Source organism: Streptomyces sp. NBC_01410 (assembly GCF_045040195.1).
Classification (GTDB): Bacteria; Actinomycetota; Actinomycetes; order Streptomycetales; family Streptomycetaceae; genus Streptomyces.
This window is the reverse complement of record NZ_CP109530.1, coordinates 3,757,919-3,774,031: the sequence shown is the minus strand read 5'-3', so window position 1 is coordinate 3,774,031 and position 16,113 is coordinate 3,757,919. Positions and strand designations below refer to the sequence as shown.

The following is a 16,113-nucleotide window of genomic DNA, read 5'->3' as shown; positions in this document are numbered from 1 at the left end:
TCAAGCCCCCCGCGGCGGAAGCTTCGGCCTGCGCAGGTCCGGGGCGTCGGAGTAGTCCGGGGGCATCGCCGCCGGGTGGGTCTTCAGCAGGTCCAAGGCCAGTTGGATCGCGTCGTCCAGCTGGACGTGGCGGCCCTCCGCCCAGTCCAGAGGGGTGCGCAGGGCATCCAGGTCCGGGTCGACGCCGTGGTTCTCGATTCCCCAGCCGTACGCGTCGAACCAGGCCGCGTTCATCGGGACCGTGATCACCGTGCCGTCGCCGAGCCGGTGGCGGCCCGTCATGCCCACCACTCCGCCCCAGGTCCGGCTGCCCACCACCGGGCCCAGGCCCAGCAGTTTGAACGCCGCCGTGATCATGTCGCCGTCCGACGACGTCGCCTCGTCCGCCAGCGCGACCACCGGACCGCGTGGCGCGTTCGAGGCGTACGAGACGGGCTGGGCGTTCCGTGTCAGGTCCCAGCCGATGATCTTCCGGGTCAGGCTCTCCACCACCAGCTCGCTGATGTGGCCGCCCGCGTTGCCCCGTACGTCGACGATCAGTGCCGGGCGTGACATCTCCCTGCGCAGATCGCGGTTGAACTGCGCCCAGCCCGAGCCGCCCATGTCCGGGATGTGGAGGTAGCCGCATTTCCCGCCGCTCAACTCCAGGACCACCTCGCGGCGTTTGGCCACCCAGTCCTGGTACCGCAGCGGCCGCTCGTCCACCAGCGGGACGATCGCCACCCGCCGCGCGGGACCCTCGCCCTCCGGGGGACGGAAGGTCAGCTCGACCGTCGTGCCGCCCGCCGCCGAGAGCATCGGGTAGGGGCCCGTCACCGGATCGACCGGGCGTCCGTCGACATGGGTGAGGACCGCGCCTTCGCGGATGCCCGTACCGGCCAGGGGCGAGCGGGCCTTGGAGTCCGAGGAGTCGCCGGGGAGGATCCGTTTGACCACCCAACTGCCGTCCCGGCAGACCAGGTTCGCGCCCAGCAGCCCCATCGCCCGCTGGTAGTGCGGCGGCCCTTCGTTGCGCCGCGCGGCCGTCACGTACGCGTGCGAGGTGCCCAGCTCGCCCATCACCTCGCGCAGCAGGTCCGCGAACTCGTCCGGCGACGCGACCCGTTCGACCAGCGGGCGGTACTGGTCGAGCACCGCGTCCCAGTCGATGCCGCACATCCCCGGCTCCCAGAAGAACGCGCGGACGATACGGCCCGCCTCCCCGTACGCCTGGCGCCACTGGGACGCCGGATCCACCTCGTGCATGATCCGGCGCAGGTCCAGGTAGACAGTCGAGTCGCTGTCGCCGGACTCGGTCGCCGGGACCGCGCGCAGTTCCCCGTCGTCCATGACGACCAGTCGGCTGCCGTCGCCGCTGACCGCGAACCAGTCGAGATCGCCGACCAGTTCGGTCTTGCGGGCCTTGGTGATGTCGAAGTGCTCCAGCGTGGGGCGGTGCGAGGGGTCCGCCGGGTTGGCGAAGGTCTCGCCGAGCGCCCCGGAGATCGGCCAGCGCAGCCAGACGAGTCCGCCGCCGCTGACGGGGTGCAGAGCCGAGTACTTGGAGGCCGCCACGGGGAACGGGGTCACCCGGCTCTCAAGGCCCTCCACCTCGACCGTCACCGTCCCTTCCGCGACCCCTTCCCCCGCCTCGTCCAGCGGATCGAGCCCGCCCGCCGCGGGCCGCCCGTCCGGCAGCAGCGCGAACGGCGAGGGAGTCGCCGACGACAGCGGTACGAGATAGGGGCGGCAGCCCAGCGGGAAGGACAGGTCGCCGGTGTGCACGTCGTACACCGGGTCGAAGCCCCGCCAGGAGAGGAAGGCGAGATAGCGGCCGTCCCGCGTGAAGACCGGATTCTCGTCCTCGAAGCGGCCGTTGGTGACGTCGATGATCGTGCGGTCCTTGATCCGGGCCATCTTGATCTGCCGCAGCGAGCGGCCGATGCCCGGCTGGGACCAGGTCAGCCAGTGCCCGTCGGGCGAGAAGGCGAGATCGCGGACCGGTCCGTTGGCGGAGCGGATCAGTTCGGTCACTTCCCCTGCCCCAGAGCCTTCGGCCGGAGAGGCGCCCTCAGCCTCCTCGGCCGCGTCGATCAGCAGCAGGCGCCCGTCGTGCGAGGCGATCGCGAGCCGCTCCCCGTCCGGGTCCGACACCATCTCCTGGACGCGGCCCAGTTTCCCGGCGGCCAGCCGCCGGGGCTCCCGGTCGCCGCTCGCCCTCGGCAGGTACGCGATCTCGACGGCGTCCTCGCCCTCCGCGTCCGTGACATACGCGACCTGGCCGCCGGTGCCGAGCATCTCCGGCATCCGGACCCGTACGCCCGCGGTGTCCGTGATCGCCCGCGCGGGTCCGTCGCGGTGCGTGAGCCAGTACAGGCTGCCGCGCACGGTGACGGCGCTCGCCCGTCCCGTCGTGTCCACCGAGATCGAGTCCACGTGGCTGGCGGCCGGGACCTGGTAGGTCCGCCGTCCGGCACGCGGTCCGCCGAGCCGTACCTCCAGCTTGCGCGGCCGGGCGTCCGGCACGGTCAGCTCGTCGACGATCCACAGGTCGCCCGCGCACTGGTAGACGACCCTGCGACCGTCGCTCGAGGCGTGCCTGGCATAGAAGGCGTCATGGTCGCTGTGGCGCCGGAGACCGGTCCCGTCGGGCAGACAGGAGTAGAGATTGCCCACGCCCTCGTGGTCGGAGAGGAACGCGATACGTCCCGAGACGAACATCGGGCAGTCCAGATGCCCCTCCAGATCGGCGAGCAGCCGCTCCCCGTGCAGCCAGAGCCGTCCCGTGGCCCCGCCCCGGTAGCGCTTCCACGCGGCAGGTTCGTGCGGCGGTTTGCCGGTGAGCAGCAGTGTGCGGTGCTCACCGTCGATGTCGGCGACCTGGATGTCGGAGGCCGGGCCCCAGGGCAGCCGCTTGCCGGGGGAGCCGTCGGTGGCCACCTTGTAGCCCCAGGAGAAGTACGAGAAGGGCTGGCCGTGGGAGGAGACGGCGAGGATGTTGCCGTCCGGGTCCCAGCCGCAGACCCGGGTGTCGGTCGAGCCCCAGTAGCTCAGCCGTCGCGCGGGCCCGCCGGAGACCGGTGCCAGATGGATCTCCGGGTCGAGGCTGCGCCAGGTCGTGTATGCGATCTGGCTGCCGTCGGGGGAGAAGCGTGGATGGCCGACCCGCGTCCGGTCGACGGTGAGGCGCCAGCCGCGTCCGGGCCGGTGCCCGGCCGGTACCAGAGGGGCGATCCAGAGATCGTCCTCGGCGGCGAAGCACAGCAAGTCGTCGTGCAGATGCGGGAAACGGAGATACGCGAGGTCGTCACTCACCCCCCAATGCTTTCCGCGCCATGGGGGTGGGGCAACTTGTGGGGCGGGGTGAATTCGCGTGGTGACCCAGGACACAAGCGAAACGGTTTCGTTTCGCGGACGGTCTGGGCTACGGTCGTGGTGTACGAAACCGTTTCGTTCGGACGGGACGGTTCGGACGGGACAGTCCGGATGTGACAGTTCGGATGGGAAAGGAGGTCGACATGACACAGCGCAGCCGGCTCACGCCCGAGCGCGAGGCAGAGCTGTACGAAGCCGTGCTCGACCTGCTGCGGGAAGTCGGCTACGACGCCCTGACGATGGACGCCGTCGCCGCCCGTACCCGGTCCAGCAAAGCCACGCTCTACCGCCAGTGGCGGAGCAAGCCGGAACTGGTCGTCAAGGCGCTGCGGCACAACCAGCCGGTGAGCGTCGCCGACATCGACACCGGCACGCTGCGCGGCGACTTCCACGCCATGCTGGAGCGCACCGACGACTGTCAGATGGAGAAGGACTCCGCGCTGATGCGGGGTCTGGCCCAGGCCGTTCATGGCAACCCGGATCTCCACCGCGCCCTGCGCGAGCTGCTGATCGAGCCCGAGATCACCGGACTCGACACGCTGCTGCGGCGGGCCGTGGAAAGGGGTGAGGTCAGCGTGGACAATCGCGCGATCGACTTCGTCCCGCACATGCTGATCGGCGCCTTCGTCGGCCGGCAGCTGATCGAGGACCGGACTCCCGATCCGGCCTTCCTCAAGCAATATGTCGACGCCGTGGTCCTCCCCGCCCTCGGCGTCTGACGCACCGACCTCCCCGCGCGACCCGCACCACCCAGCAGCACCCTGACGCGCGCCGCTCTCGTCGTCGGGCCGGCTCCCCATGCCCTGTTCACCTCACACACGGGAGTACGCCCTCGTGGCCACGTTCCTCTACAAACTCGGGCGGTCCGCCTTCCTGCGCCGCCGCCTCGTCGCCCTGCTGTGGGTGGCGCTGCTGGTACTCGCCGGGGTCGGCGCGGCCTCCGCGTCAACTGCCTCCTCGTCGTCCTTCTCAATGCCGGGAACGGAGGCGCAGAAGGCCTTCGACCTGCTGGAGGAGCGCTTCCCCGGGGCCAGCCCCGACGGCGCGACCGCGCGGGTCGTCTTCAAGGCGCCCGACGGCCGCAAGATGACCGAACCGGCCAACAAGGCCGTGGTGAACAAAGCGGTCTCCGAGCTGAAGGCCGGTTCCGGCCAGGTCGCCTCCGTCACCGACCCGTTCGCCGCGAAGGCCGTCTCCAAGGACGGCGATACGGCCTACATATCGGTCACGTACAAGGTCAGCGGGATGGAGCTCAGCGACAAGACCCGCGAGGCGCTGAAGGAGACCGGCACCCAGGCGCGCGAGAGCGGGCTGACCGTGGAGATCGGCGGTGACGCGCTGCAGGCCGCCCCGGAGACCGGGTCGGGCGAGATCATCGGTGTCTCCATCGCCGCGGTCGTCCTCGTCATCACCTTCGGCTCGCTGGTCGCCGCCGGACTTCCGCTCCTCACCGCGATCATCGGCGTCGGCATCGGGATCTCCACGATCACCGCGCTGGCGAACGTCCTCGACCTGGGCTCCACCACCTCGACGCTCGCGACGATGATCGGCCTCGCGGTCGGCATCGACTACGCGCTCTTCATCGTCTCCCGCTACCGCGCGGAGCTCGCCGAGGGCCGCGAACGTGAGGACGCGGCGGGACGGGCCGTCGGCACGGCGGGTTCCGCGGTCGTCTTCGCGGGCCTGACCGTGGTCATCGCGCTCGTCGGCCTCGCCGTCGTCAACATCCCGATGCTCACCAAGATGGGCTTCGCGGCCGCCGGCACGGTCGTGATCGCGGTCCTGATCGCGCTCACCCTGATACCCGCGCTGCTCGGCTTCGCCGGCAAGCGGGTGCTCGGCCGCAAGGTCCGCAAGGGCAAGGAGACGAGCGACAAGCCGAACATGGGCACCCGCTGGTCCCGCTTCGTCCTGCGCCGCCCGGTCACCGTGCTGCTCGCCGGTGTGGTGGGCCTGGGCGCGATGGCCGTACCGGCATCCTCGCTGGAGCTGGGCCTGCCCGACGACGGCTCGCAGCCGGTCAGCACCACGCAGCGCAAGGCGTACGACCTGCTGTCCGACAGCTTCGGCCCCGGTTTCAACGGCCCGCTGCTGGTCGTCGTCGACGGCGACAAGAGCGCGGCCGACCGCACGGTCAAGGACATCAAGGGCCTCGACGGCGTCGTGGCCGTCACCCCGCCGACCCTCAACAAGTCCGGCGACACGTCAATGATCACGGTCATTCCGAAGGACAGGCCCTCCTCCGCCGAGACCGAGGAGCTCGTCCACTCGATCCGGGACGGGAGTGGCGACGACGTGCTGGTCACCGGCGCGACGGCGATGAACATCGACTTCTCGCAGAGGATGAACGACGCGCTGCTGCCCTATCTCGCGCTCGTCGTCGGACTCGCCTTCCTGCTGCTGATGGTGGTCTTCCGCTCGGTCCTGGTCCCGCTGAAGGCGGCCCTCGGCTTCCTGCTCTCGGTCGTCGCGGCGCTCGGCGCGGTCGTCGCCGTCTTCCAGTGGGGCTGGCTCGGCTCGCTGCTCGGCGTGGAACAGACCGGCCCGATCATGTCGATGATGCCGATCTTCATGGTGGGCGTCGTCTTCGGTCTCGCCATGGACTACGAGGTCTTCCTGGTCACGCGCATGCGTGAGGCGTTCGTCCACGGCCAGCGGCCCGGCGAGGCGATCGTCACCGGCTTCAATCACGGGGCGCGTGTCGTCACGGCGGCGGCCGTCATCATGATCGCGGTCTTCTCCGGCTTCATCGGCTCCAGCGACCAGATGATCAAGATGATCGGCTTCGGCCTCGCGATCGCGGTCTTCTTCGACGCTTTCGTGGTCCGGATGGCGATCGTGCCCGCGGTGCTCGCGCTGCTCGGCAACAAGGCGTGGTGGCTGCCGCGCTGGCTGGACCGGGCGCTGCCCAATGTGGACGTCGAGGGCGAGAAGCTGCACAAGGAACTCGCCGGCAGTCCCGAGGACCCGGACGAGGAGCGCGAGCTCGTACGCGTCTAGCGATCTGGCTCCGGGGACGTCGCCAACCAAGGGGCGCGGTGTAGCCGCTCCAGTGGAGCCGGTGCTTGCACCGGGGCGTACGTCCCCGGCGGCGCGACGGCACCGTGGGGACGGGGTCCGTCGCGGCACTCGGTGGCCGTACTCATCACCCTTGGGTGGCGGGTGCGGCCATCGCGTATGTGTGGCGCAGGAAGCGCATCAGCACCTTCGAATCGAACTGCACGACCGCTACGCCATCCGGGGTATGGAACTCCACCACCGTCTGGACACGGCCGCAGGGCCAGACTTCGATGTCGCCCTTGCGTGTGGGGGCGCGCAGTCCGGTTTCCAGCAGTTCGCGCGGGAAGCTCCAGGCGCGGCCGCTGGGGAACGCGAAGCACACTGCCTGCGGGTCCTCGTCGGGGTCGTAGCCCAGCACGACGTCGACGGAGCGGTTCTGCGGAGCGTCGGTGACGATCCGGGCCAATGCGTGATCTTCGACGACTGTGGACATTGGCCGGCTCCTCGCGCTCGTCCTCTTTGTCATCTAATGTCCCATATTTTGGGCCTGAAACTCGACCTCCATTTGTGACAGACACGCTCTTGCAAGTCGTTTGCAACAAGGCTCTATCATTGAACAGTTATTCATCTGTCCGAAGCGGAGCCCGACATGCATGTCCCCGACGGATTCATCAACGCCCCGGTCTCGGTGGGCGCCGGAGTCGTCGCCGCCGGTGCGGTCGCCGTCAGCCTGCGCGGCGCCCGCCGTGAGCTGGACGAACGCACCGCGCCGCTGGCCGGTCTGGTCGCCGCGTTCATCTTTGCCGTACAGATGCTGAACTTCCCCGTCGCCGCCGGCACCAGCGGACATCTGCTGGGCGGGGCACTCGCCGCGATCCTGGTCGGTCCCTACACCGGCGTGCTCTGCATATCCGTTGTGCTCCTGATGCAGGGCATCCTCTTCGCGGACGGCGGCCTCACCGCGCTCGGCGTGAACATCACGGTCATGGGTGTGGTCACCGTCGTCGTCGCGTACGCGCTCTTCCGCGGCCTGGTCAAGGTGCTGCCCCGCGTGCGCCGCGCGATCGCCGTCGCGTCCTTCGTCGCCGCACTGCTCTCCGTGCCGGTCGCGGCCGCCGTCTTCACCGCCATCTACGCCGTCGGGGGGACCACCGACGTCCCCGTCGGCAAGGTGCTGACCGCGATGGTCGGCGTCCATGCCCTGATCGGTATCGGCGAGGCCGTGATCACCATGCTGACCGTCGGCGCGGTCGTCGCCGTCCGGCCCGACCTCGTCCACGGGGCCCGGGGCCTGACCGCCCCCCTCAAGCTGCGCGTCGGCGGCGAGTTGGTCGACGCCCCGGCCGCCGCACGGCCCGTGCCCGTCGCCGCCCTCCCCCACAGCCTTCGGCGTGGGAGGTACCCCCACCCCCGCGCGGTCTGGGCCACCGGCCTGGCCGGCGCCCTCGTCCTCGCGGGCTTCGTCTCCTTCTACGCCTCCGCCAGCCCCGACGGCCTGGAGAAGGTCGCCGCCGACAAGGGCATCGACAAGAACATCGAGGAGCACGCGGCCAAGGACTCCCCGCTCGCCGACTACGGCGTCAAGGACATCGCCGACGCCCGGCTCTCCGGCGGCCTGGCGGGCGTGATCGGCGTCGGCGTCACCGTCGTCGCGGGCACCGGCATCTTCTGGTCGCTGCGCCGCCGCCGTACGCCGGACGCCGAGCCCACCCGCGTACCGGAAGCCGTCTGACATGGGCGCGGGCCACACCCACAAGCTCTACCGGCACGGCCACTCACCGATCCACGCGCTGCCCCCGCACTGCAAGCTCGCCGCCGTCTTCGGCTTCGTCCTGGTCGTGGTCTCCACGCCGCGCGAGGCGGTCTGGGCCTTCGCCCTGTACGCGGTGCTGCTCGCGGCGGTCGCGGCCCTGGCTCGTATCCCCGCCGGGTTTCTGCTGCGGCGCCTGCTGATCGAGATCCCGTTCGTGGCCTTCGCGGTCCTCATGCCCTTCGTCGTCCCGGGCGAGCAGGTGCGGGTGCTCGGCCTGTCGGTGAGCGTCCCCGGGCTCTGGGGCGCCTGGAACGTCCTGGCCAAGGGCACGCTCGGCGTCGCCGCCTCCGTGATCCTCGCCTCGACGACCGAGCTGCGCTCCCTGCTGCTCGGTCTGCAACGGCTCAAACTGCCGCCGATGCTCGTCCAGATCGCCTCCTTCATGATCCGTTACGGGGATGTCATCACCGACGAGATGCGCCGTATGTCGATCGCCCGCAGGTCGCGCGGCTTCGAGGCGCGGGGCATCCGTCACTGGGGCGTCCTCGGCAAGTCCGCGGGTGCCCTGTTCATCCGCTCCTACGAGCGCGGCGAGCGCGTGCATCTGGCGATGGTGAGCCGGGGATACACCGGCACGATGCCGGTCATCGACGAGGTGACCGCGAGCCGCGCGCAGTGGACCTACGCCGCCGCACTCCCGTTCACCGCCCTCGCGGTCTGTCTGCTTGGCTGGAGCCTATGACCACCGCATCGCTTGAGGTCAGCGGCCTCGCCTACGCCTACCCCGACGGCCACCAGGCCCTGTTCGGCGTCGACCTGACCGTGGACCGCGGCGAGCGGGTCGCCCTGCTCGGGCCCAACGGCGCGGGCAAGACCACGCTCGTCCTGCACCTCAACGGCATCCTGACCGGCGGCGTCGGCTCGGTGACGGTCGCGGGCCTGCCGGTCGCCCGGGCGAACCTCGCGGAGATCCGCCGCCGGGTCGGCATCGTCTTCCAGGACCCGGACGACCAGCTGTTCATGCCGACGGTCCGCGAGGACGTGGCCTTCGGCCCCGCGGCGGCGGGCATGCGCGGACCGGAACTGGAGGCGCGCGTCGTCTCGGCGCTGAACCGGGTCGGCATGGCGGAGTTCGCGGACCGGCCCCCGCACCATCTGTCCTTCGGGCAGCGGCGCCGGGTCGCGGTCGCCACGGTGCTCGCGATGGAGCCGGAGATCCTCGTACTGGACGAGCCCTCGTCCAACCTCGACCCGGCGTCCCGGCGCGAACTGGCCGACATCCTGCGGTCGTTGGACGTCACGGTGCTGATGGTCACGCACGACCTTCCGTACGCGCTGGAGCTGTGCCCGCGCGCGGTGATCCTCAGCGAGGGCGTGATCGCTGCGGACGGGCCCACGCAGGAGCTGCTGAGCGACGAGGAGCTGATGCGCGCGCACCGCCTGGAGCTGCCGTTCGGCTTCAACCCGCAGTCCGTGTCCCTCTGACGCCGCCCCGGCACTGCCCGGCGCGGTCTCGATTCCGCTGAGCTGACCCGCCAGTCACCTCGTGGGGACCACGTTGCACCATGGGGGACATGAGCGGGAGCGGCAGAACAGGCGCGGTGGACGTCCGGGGCACGGTGGCGGAAGGCTTCGAGCCGGTCAGGGACGCCTTCGTGCGCAACTTCGAGCAGCGCGGCGAGCGCGGCGCGGCCGTCGCCGTCTACCGGGACGGGCGCAAGGTCGTCGACCTGTGGGCCGGGACCCGGGACGTGGACGGCCACGAACCCTGGGCCCTGGACACCGCCCAGATCGTCCGCTCCGCGACCAAGGGCGTCGCCGCGGCCGTCGTCCTCCTGCTCCACCAGCGCGGGCAGATCGACCTGGACGCCCCGGTCGGCACGTACTGGCCCGAGTTCAAGGAGGCGGGCAAGGAGCGTGTCGTCGTACGCCAGCTGCTCTCGCACCGCGCCGGGCTGCCCGTCCTCGACCGCCCGCTCACCCCGGACGAGGCGGCCGACGGGGTGAGCGGACCGGCCGCGCTCACCGCGCAGCGCCCCGCCTGGGAGCCCGGCACCGACCACGGCTACCACGCCCAGACCTACAGCTGGCTGCTCGGCGAACTCGTCCGCCGTGTCACCGGCCGCACCATCGGCCGCTGGGTCGCCGAGGAGATCGCCCGCCCGCTCGGCCTGGACTTCTGGATCGGCCTGCCGCCGGACGAGGCACACCGGGTGGGCCGGATCGGCCCGGTCGACGAGCCGGCCGCGGCAGACGGAGGCGGGCTCAAACTGCGCGCCAAGCCCGCCGTCTCCGAGGCCTACCGCAACCCCGAATCCCTCACCCGCCGTGCCTTCGGGGCGATCGACCCGCTGCCCGAGGAGAACGACCCCGCCTACCGCGCCGCCGAACTCCCCGCCTCCAACGGCATATCCACCGCCCGCGCCCTCGCCCGCTTCTACGCCGCCACGATCGGCGAGGTCGAGGGCGGCGTTCCCCGGCTCTTCGCCCCGGCCACCCTCACCCTCGCCCGCACCGAGGAATCGGCAGGCCCCGACCGCGTCCTGATCGTCCCCACCCGCCTCGGCCTCGGCTTCATGCTCCACGGCCCCGCCTGCCCGCTGCTCGGCCCCGGCTCCTTCGGCCACCCCGGCCGCGGCGGCTCGCTCGGCTTCGCCGACCCCGAGTCGGGCGTCGCGCTCGGCTACGTAACCAACGGGCTGCGCAAGGGGGTTACGGCCGATCCGCGCTCCCAGGCGCTGATCAGGGCGGTACGTTCGGCGCTATGAGCAGCGCGACGATACGTTTCGAGGGGTACGGGGTACTGATCACGGGCGCGGCGCGCGGCATCGGAGAGGCGACCGCGCGACGGCTCGCCGCCGAGGGAGCCCGCGTCCTGGTCACCGACATCGACGCCGAGCGTGCCGCGACGACCGCGGGCGGCATCGCGGGGGCCGAGTCCTGCGGCTGCGACGTGGGGGACCGTACGGCGGTCGAAGCGGCCGTCGCGTACGCCGTCGAACGCTTCGGCACGCTGGACGTGCTCGTCAACAACGCGTTCTCCTGCGGGACGGACGCCCCGCTCCTCGAGGACGAGCCGGACGACGTATGGCAGCGGGACCTGGACATCACCCTGACCGGCGCCTTCCGGTGCGCGCGCGCCGCGCTGCCGCATCTGGCGGCGTCCGGCCGCGGCGCGATCGTCAACATCGGCTCGGTCAACGCCGAGCAGGACTTCGGCAACCACGCCTACAGCGCGGCCAAGGCGGGCCTCGCCTCCCTGACCCGCACCCTGGCGGGCGACGCGGCACCCCGCGGCGTCCGGGTCAACCAGGTCAACCCCGGGACGATCCGTACGCCGGCCTGGTCCGGTCGCGAGGCTCAGCTCGACGCGCTCAGCCGCGTCTACCCGCTGGGCAGGGTGGGCGAGCCGGACGACATCGCGGCGGCGGTGGCGTTTCTGGCTTCGCGGGACGCGGGCTGGATCACGGGGACGACGCTGCGGGTCGACGGGGGGCTGCTGGCCGTGAACACGGCGTTCGCCGGGGTGATGGACGGCGTGTGAGCGGGCGCCCGGGTTACGCCGAACCGGCCGCGACGCAGAACTCGTTGCCCTCGGGGTCGGCCATGACCACGTGATGCTCGTCGACCTCCTCCAGAACAGTCCCGCCCGCCTTCACCAGCCGCTCGGACTCCGTCCGGATCCGCGCCCACTTCTCCTCGGGGCTGCCGTGGCCCGGCACCCTGATGTCTATATGGAGCCGGTTCTTCGCGGACTTCGGCTCGGGGACCTTGAGGATGGAGAGCCGGGGGCCCACGCCGTCGGGATCGCAGAGCCACGCCCCGTCGTCCTCGGAGTCGTCCTCGGGCAGGTCGAACTGCGCGAGCCACTCCTCACGGGTTTTGAAGGGAGCGGGCGGGGGCTCGTCGATGTACCCCAGCGCCTGCTTCCAGAACTCCGCGAGCAGCTGGGCGTCCGTGCAGTCGAGCGTCAAATCGATTCTGGCTGCCATGATTCGACCGTACGCCCCGCCTCTGACAGCCGGCTCCGGACAGTGCGCCTACGCCGGTTGTGACGTCCGGCGGCGCTGCCCGGCCGCCAGGACGAAGGTGACGGAGATCAGCAGCGCCCACGCCCCGAACTTGGCCACCGACACCGGCTGCCACCCGCCGAGCTGGTCCGGATAGCTCCATGCGCCCGCGTACGTCGAGATGTTCTCCGCGACCCAGAGGAAGAACCCGATGAGCACGAACGACAGGGCGAGCGGCATGCGGTAGCTGTGCGCCCCCACGTGGTAGCGCACCGATGTCCCGGCGGTGGCACACAGCAGCAGCGCGGCCAGCGCCCAGCGGAGATCTGGCAGCCAGTGGTGGCTGAAGAAATTGAGATAGACCGCACCGGCGAGGACGGCCATGATCCGCGGCCGGTAGCCGTCCAGGCGCAGGTCGAACAGGTGCCAGGCACGGCAGACGTAACTGCCCACGGCCGCGTACAGAAACCCGCCGTACAGCGGCACGCCCGCGACCTTCGTCAGGGCCTCCTCCGGGTAACTCCAGGAGCCCATCCGTACCTTGACCAGCTCGAAGAGCAGCCCGATCAGATGGCATCCGGCGATGACCGCGGTGTCGCGGGCACTGTCCCACCCGAGCTTCCTGGCCAGCACCGCCAGCAGGACCCCGTACACCAGCACCAGGTCGTAGCGGGCGATCGGCAGGTCGTCGGGCAGCAGGCCCGACAGCGCTATGCCGCCGACGAGCGCGACCGCGAAGGCGCAGCTGCGGGCGTTCAGCCAGCCGAAGCGGAGCAGCTGATGTGCCCGGTGCGAGATCTTCCCCATGCCGATAGGGACGCCTCGAACGCCCCGCGCGGTTCGGTGACGGTCAGCTCGCCCGCAGCATCAGCCCGATGCCCACCACCATCAGCCCGGCCGCCGCGATCCTCGGCCCGCCGAAGCGTTCCTTGAAGAACAGCGCTCCGATCGCCGCGCCCACGATGATCGACGACTCGCGCAGCGCCGCGATCGGCGCCAGCGGTGCCTTGGTCTGGGCCCACAGGACCAGCCCGTACGCCGCGATCGACAGGGCCGCGCCGAGCAGCCCGCGGGCCGCGTACGGGCGCAGCTGGGCAAGCAGCGCGCCCCGGTGGACGTAGAACGTGTACGCGGGGATCAGCGTGCCCTCCAGGATCATCAGCCAGGCGATATAGCCGAGCGGCGTTCCCGAGGCGCGTACGCCGACACCGTCCACAACGGTGTACGCGGCGATGGACAGACCGGTCGCCAGCGCGGCCAGCAGCGCCGGCCAGTGCGGATGTGCACCGGAGCCCTTCATGCCCCACAGGGCGACACCCACCAGGCCCGCCGACGCGATGACGACGCCCGCCAGCTGCCAGGCGTTGAGGCTCTCGCCGACGAACAGCGCCGCGAGCACGGTCACCACCAGCGGCGCCGTACCGCGCGCGATCGGATACATCTGGCCGAAGTCGCCGAGGCTGAACGAGCGCATCAGCAGCGCCTGATAGCCGATGTGGAGCAGCGCAGAGGCGACGAGATACGGCCAGGCGGCGGCGTCGGGCAGCGGCGAGAAGCAGGCGAGCGCGGCCCCGATCACCGTGCCGCCACCGGCGATCAGCGTGAACGCGACCATCTGGTCCTTGATGGTGTGCGCGATGGCGTTCCAACTTGCGTGCGTGACGGCGGCTATGAGGACCGCGACGGCAACGAGAAGAGTCACGCCGTACGCTCGCGGACATCCACCGGCGTGCCGCCCGCGTGCGCGATCAGTGTCTTGGGGTCGAGCGGGAAGACCGTGTGCGGGGTCCCGGCCGCCGCCCACACCACGTCGTGGTCCAGCAGTCCCCGGTCGGCCAGCACGCGGGTCCTGGTGGCATGCCCGAAGGGCGGGACGCCACCGATCGCGTAACCGGTCGTCTCCCGGACCAGATCGGCGTTCGCGCGCCGGACGGACTCGGCGCCCAGCTCCTGCCGTACGCGCTCGACGTCGACCCGCGACGAGCCGTCCATCAGCACCAGCACCGGCACCCCGTCCGCCTCGAAGATCAGCGACTTGACGATCTCGCTGACGTCGCAGCCGATCGCGGCGGCGGCCTCGGCGGCGGTGCGGGTGGCGTCGGGGAAGCGGCGGACCGGGACCTCGAGCCCCAGTTCGCGCAGCGCCTCGGCGAAGCGGGGGTGGGCGTCGGTGTCGTGTGTGCTCATGGCCCGCACGCTAGCGGTCGTTGTACGGGCCACGCGAGGGGCTTTCCGCCGGGGTGCGGCGGGTCCGGGCATCCCCGGGTTCAGCGGGCCCGCAGCACCTGCGCGACCACCGGGCCCGCCGCATCGCCGCCGTGCCCGCCCGACTGCACCACCGCCGCGGCCGCGAGATCGTCGGCGTACCCGGTGAACCAGCTGTTGGACTTGCCCTGTCCGTCGACCTCCGCCGAACCGGTCTTCGCGCCCTTGTCGCCGCCGACGCCGGACATGGCGGGCGCGCCCGTGCCGTACTGCGCGGTGGCGCGCATCATCTCGCGCAGCGCCTGCGCGATGGAGCCCGGAAGCGGCTGGGCCGTGGCCAGTTCGCGGTCGTCGAGGGACTGCGGGACGATCACCGGCTGGTGGAACGCGCCGCTCTTGGCTGTGGCGGTGATGGAGGCCATGTTGAGCGCGTTCATGGCGACCTTGCCCTGCCCGATGTACGAGGCGGCGGTCTCCGCGCCCGAGGACTCCGGCACGCTGCCGTCGACGGAGACGACACCCGTCTGCCAGTCGAGGCCGATACCGAAGTACTTGCGGGCGGTCTCGCCCAGTGCGCGGCCGGCGATGCCGCTCTTGTTCAGCGGCTTGACGGCCTTGATGAAGGCGGTGTTGCAGGACCGGCGGAAGCTGTCCTTGAACGTGCCGCCCGGAATCTTGAAGTCGTCGAGGTTGTGGAAGGTGACGCCCTCCCACGTGACGGTCGGGGGGCACTCCACCTTCGTACCCGGTCCGTCGACGACACCGTTGTCCATCATCATCGTCGCGGACACGATCTTCATCGTGGAGCCGGGTGCCTGGGCGCCCATCATCGCGGTGTTGTAGCCGTCGGCGGGGCTGTTGGCGACGGCGCGGATCTCGCCCGTACTGGGTTTGACCGCCACGACCGACGCATGCCCGTACTGCTTCACGGCCTTCTCCGCGGCGGCCTGCACATCCGCGTCCAGAGTGGTCGTCAGCGTGCCCTCCTTGCCCTTGGTGAGGGTCAGCAGGGTCTGGTCGGGCGCGGAGTCGTTGCCGGACGCGATGACCAGCTCGACACCGGCCGTCCCGCCCGCGGTCTCGCCGTACTTCTTGCGCAGCGAGTCCAGGACGGGCCCGAGCGAGGGGTACTTCTCCTTTGTCAGCTCCCGCCCCTTGCGGTCCACGGCCTTGATCGGCGGGGCCGCGGCCTGGTCCGTCTTGAGCGCGGTGTCCTTCGTCAGCTTGGGGTGGACGACGGCGGGCACCCAGTCGATCAGCGCCCGCCCGGTGGTCAGCCCGCGCACGACGGTCAGTTCGGAGGCGTACGACCAGGGCTTGCTCTGCCCCGCGTACGTCACCGTCGCCCTGACCGTGAACGGCACCTTCGTGCCGACGGCCGCGCCCGGCGTGATCACGGCCGCGGAGACATGCGCCTGATCGCGGTACCCGGCGATCAACGGCTCTGCCTCGGCAGCGTTGTTGGTGAGCTGCGCGGCTTCAGGCGCGTTCCCGCCGGCCCAGGCTGCGAGGAAGTCCTTCGCTGCCTTGTCGATCTCCTCGGTACTGAGCGGCCCGCTCTTCTTGGGCGAGGCCGCGGACTTGGTGTCGGCCCCGCCACCGCCGTTGCCGGTCAGCCCGTTGTACAGGTTGTAGCCGCCGTAGCCCACGCCACTGGCGACCACCAGGAATACGCCGCCGACGACGGCGACTTTCGCTCCACTGCGCATGGCTGCAGTCCCCTCCCCAGGAGTCCACGAACTCTACGGGACAGGAGTGACAGCAGGGTTGGCCGTTATCGGACCGCGACGC

At 70.9% G+C, this 16,113-nt stretch carries 14 protein-coding genes; 7 read left to right on the top strand and 7 right to left on the bottom strand.

The features are described 5' to 3' along the window. A complete protein-coding gene (locus tag OG741_RS17140; RefSeq protein WP_405598770.1) occupies nucleotides 1-3,294 on the bottom strand; it encodes a S41 family peptidase in 3,294 nt (1,097 codons plus the stop codon). Nucleotides 3,295-3,497: 203 nt separating this feature from the next. Here OG741_RS17140 and OG741_RS17135 point away from each other — a divergent pair, with 203 nt between their 5' ends. Both OG741_RS17135 and OG741_RS17130 read left to right on the top strand, forming a co-directional pair. After that, nucleotides 3,498-4,073 (top strand): TetR/AcrR family transcriptional regulator, encoded by a 576-nt coding sequence (locus OG741_RS17135; RefSeq protein WP_266475652.1) that lies wholly within the window; start codon nucleotides 3,498-3,500, stop codon nucleotides 4,071-4,073. A gap of 115 nt (nucleotides 4,074-4,188) precedes the next feature. Beyond that, nucleotides 4,189-6,354: an MMPL family transporter gene (locus OG741_RS17130; protein ID WP_405598768.1), complete on the top strand. Its 2,166-nt coding sequence runs from the start codon at nucleotides 4,189-4,191 to the stop codon at nucleotides 6,352-6,354. 145 nt (nucleotides 6,355-6,499) lie between these two features. Here the strand turns inward: OG741_RS17130 and OG741_RS17125 are convergent, their stop codons facing one another. Then, nucleotides 6,500-6,847 carry an SsgA family sporulation/cell division regulator gene (locus tag OG741_RS17125; protein WP_405598765.1) on the bottom strand — a complete coding sequence of 116 codons (348 nt, stop codon included), beginning with the start codon at nucleotides 6,845-6,847 and terminating at the stop codon, nucleotides 6,500-6,502. Nucleotides 6,848-7,003: 156 nt separating this feature from the next. Between OG741_RS17125 and OG741_RS17120 the strand changes: the two genes are divergently transcribed. The 5 genes from OG741_RS17120 (at nucleotide 7,004) to OG741_RS17100 (ending at nucleotide 11,651) form a co-directional block, all read left to right on the top strand. Then, nucleotides 7,004-8,086, top strand: coding sequence for an energy-coupling factor ABC transporter permease (locus tag OG741_RS17120; protein WP_405598763.1), 1,083 nt, complete (start codon nucleotides 7,004-7,006; stop codon nucleotides 8,084-8,086). Nucleotide 8,087: 1 nt separating this feature from the next. Next, nucleotides 8,088-8,849, top strand: a complete 762-nt coding sequence (gene cbiQ, locus OG741_RS17115) for a cobalt ECF transporter T component CbiQ (protein ID WP_266475659.1) — start codon at nucleotides 8,088-8,090, stop codon at nucleotides 8,847-8,849. Beyond that, a complete protein-coding gene (locus OG741_RS17110) occupies nucleotides 8,846-9,592 on the top strand; it encodes an ABC transporter ATP-binding protein (protein ID WP_328676914.1) in 747 nt (248 codons plus the stop codon). The genes cbiQ and OG741_RS17110 overlap by 4 nt, the downstream gene beginning before the upstream one ends. 116 nt (nucleotides 9,593-9,708) lie before the next feature. Then, nucleotides 9,709-10,875, top strand: coding sequence for a serine hydrolase domain-containing protein (locus OG741_RS17105; RefSeq protein ID WP_405605615.1), 1,167 nt, complete (start codon nucleotides 9,709-9,711; stop codon nucleotides 10,873-10,875). Continuing rightward, nucleotides 10,872-11,651, top strand: coding sequence for an SDR family NAD(P)-dependent oxidoreductase (locus OG741_RS17100; RefSeq protein WP_405598759.1), 780 nt, complete (start codon nucleotides 10,872-10,874; stop codon nucleotides 11,649-11,651). Before OG741_RS17105 ends, OG741_RS17100 begins: the two co-directional genes overlap by 4 nt. A 13-nt stretch (nucleotides 11,652-11,664) precedes the next feature. Here OG741_RS17100 and OG741_RS17095 read toward each other — a convergent pair whose 3' ends face one another. The 5 genes from OG741_RS17095 to OG741_RS17075 form a co-directional block, all read right to left on the bottom strand. Next, nucleotides 11,665-12,099 carry a VOC family protein gene (locus tag OG741_RS17095; protein ID WP_405598758.1) on the bottom strand — a complete coding sequence of 145 codons (435 nt, stop codon included), beginning with the start codon at nucleotides 12,097-12,099 and terminating at the stop codon, nucleotides 11,665-11,667. Between the two features lie 48 nt (nucleotides 12,100-12,147). After that, entirely contained in the window at nucleotides 12,148-12,924 is a 777-nt protein-coding gene (locus OG741_RS17090; protein ID WP_405598756.1) for a DUF817 domain-containing protein, read from the bottom strand. 43 nt (nucleotides 12,925-12,967) lie between these two features. Beyond that, nucleotides 12,968-13,819: an EamA family transporter gene (locus tag OG741_RS17085; RefSeq protein ID WP_405598754.1), complete on the bottom strand. Its 852-nt coding sequence runs from the start codon at nucleotides 13,817-13,819 to the stop codon at nucleotides 12,968-12,970. Then, the gene (locus OG741_RS17080; RefSeq protein ID WP_405598753.1) at nucleotides 13,816-14,304 is read right to left on the bottom strand and encodes a YbaK/EbsC family protein; all 489 of its coding nucleotides are present in this window, start codon (nucleotides 14,302-14,304) and stop codon (nucleotides 13,816-13,818) included. Before OG741_RS17080 ends, OG741_RS17085 begins: the two co-directional genes overlap by 4 nt. An 80-nt stretch (nucleotides 14,305-14,384) precedes the next feature. Further along, the gene (locus OG741_RS17075) at nucleotides 14,385-16,031 is read right to left on the bottom strand and encodes a penicillin-binding transpeptidase domain-containing protein (RefSeq protein WP_405598751.1); all 1,647 of its coding nucleotides are present in this window, start codon (nucleotides 16,029-16,031) and stop codon (nucleotides 14,385-14,387) included. Between the last annotated feature and the right edge of the window lie 82 nt (nucleotides 16,032-16,113).

What these genes read in the sequence shown, in the direction of transcription:
- OG741_RS17135 (WP_266475652.1), top strand. Translation starts at nt 3,498, where the DNA reads ATGACACAGCGCAGCCGGCTCACGCCCGAGCGCGAGGCAGAGCTGTAC.
- OG741_RS17125 (WP_405598765.1), bottom strand. Translation starts at nt 6,847, where the DNA reads ATGTCCACAGTCGTCGAAGATCACGCATTGGCCCGGATCGTCACCGAC.
- OG741_RS17120 (WP_405598763.1), top strand. Translation starts at nt 7,004, where the DNA reads ATGCATGTCCCCGACGGATTCATCAACGCCCCGGTCTCGGTGGGCGCC.
- cbiQ (WP_266475659.1), top strand. Translation starts at nt 8,088, where the DNA reads ATGGGCGCGGGCCACACCCACAAGCTCTACCGGCACGGCCACTCACCG.
- OG741_RS17110 (WP_328676914.1), top strand. Translation starts at nt 8,846, where the DNA reads ATGACCACCGCATCGCTTGAGGTCAGCGGCCTCGCCTACGCCTACCCC.
- OG741_RS17100 (WP_405598759.1), top strand. Translation starts at nt 10,872, where the DNA reads ATGAGCAGCGCGACGATACGTTTCGAGGGGTACGGGGTACTGATCACG.
- OG741_RS17095 (WP_405598758.1), bottom strand. Translation starts at nt 12,099, where the DNA reads ATGGCAGCCAGAATCGATTTGACGCTCGACTGCACGGACGCCCAGCTG.
- OG741_RS17090 (WP_405598756.1), bottom strand. Translation starts at nt 12,924, where the DNA reads ATGGGGAAGATCTCGCACCGGGCACATCAGCTGCTCCGCTTCGGCTGG.
- OG741_RS17080 (WP_405598753.1), bottom strand. Translation starts at nt 14,304, where the DNA reads ATGAGCACACACGACACCGACGCCCACCCCCGCTTCGCCGAGGCGCTG.
- OG741_RS17075 (WP_405598751.1), bottom strand. Translation starts at nt 16,031, where the DNA reads ATGCGCAGTGGAGCGAAAGTCGCCGTCGTCGGCGGCGTATTCCTGGTG.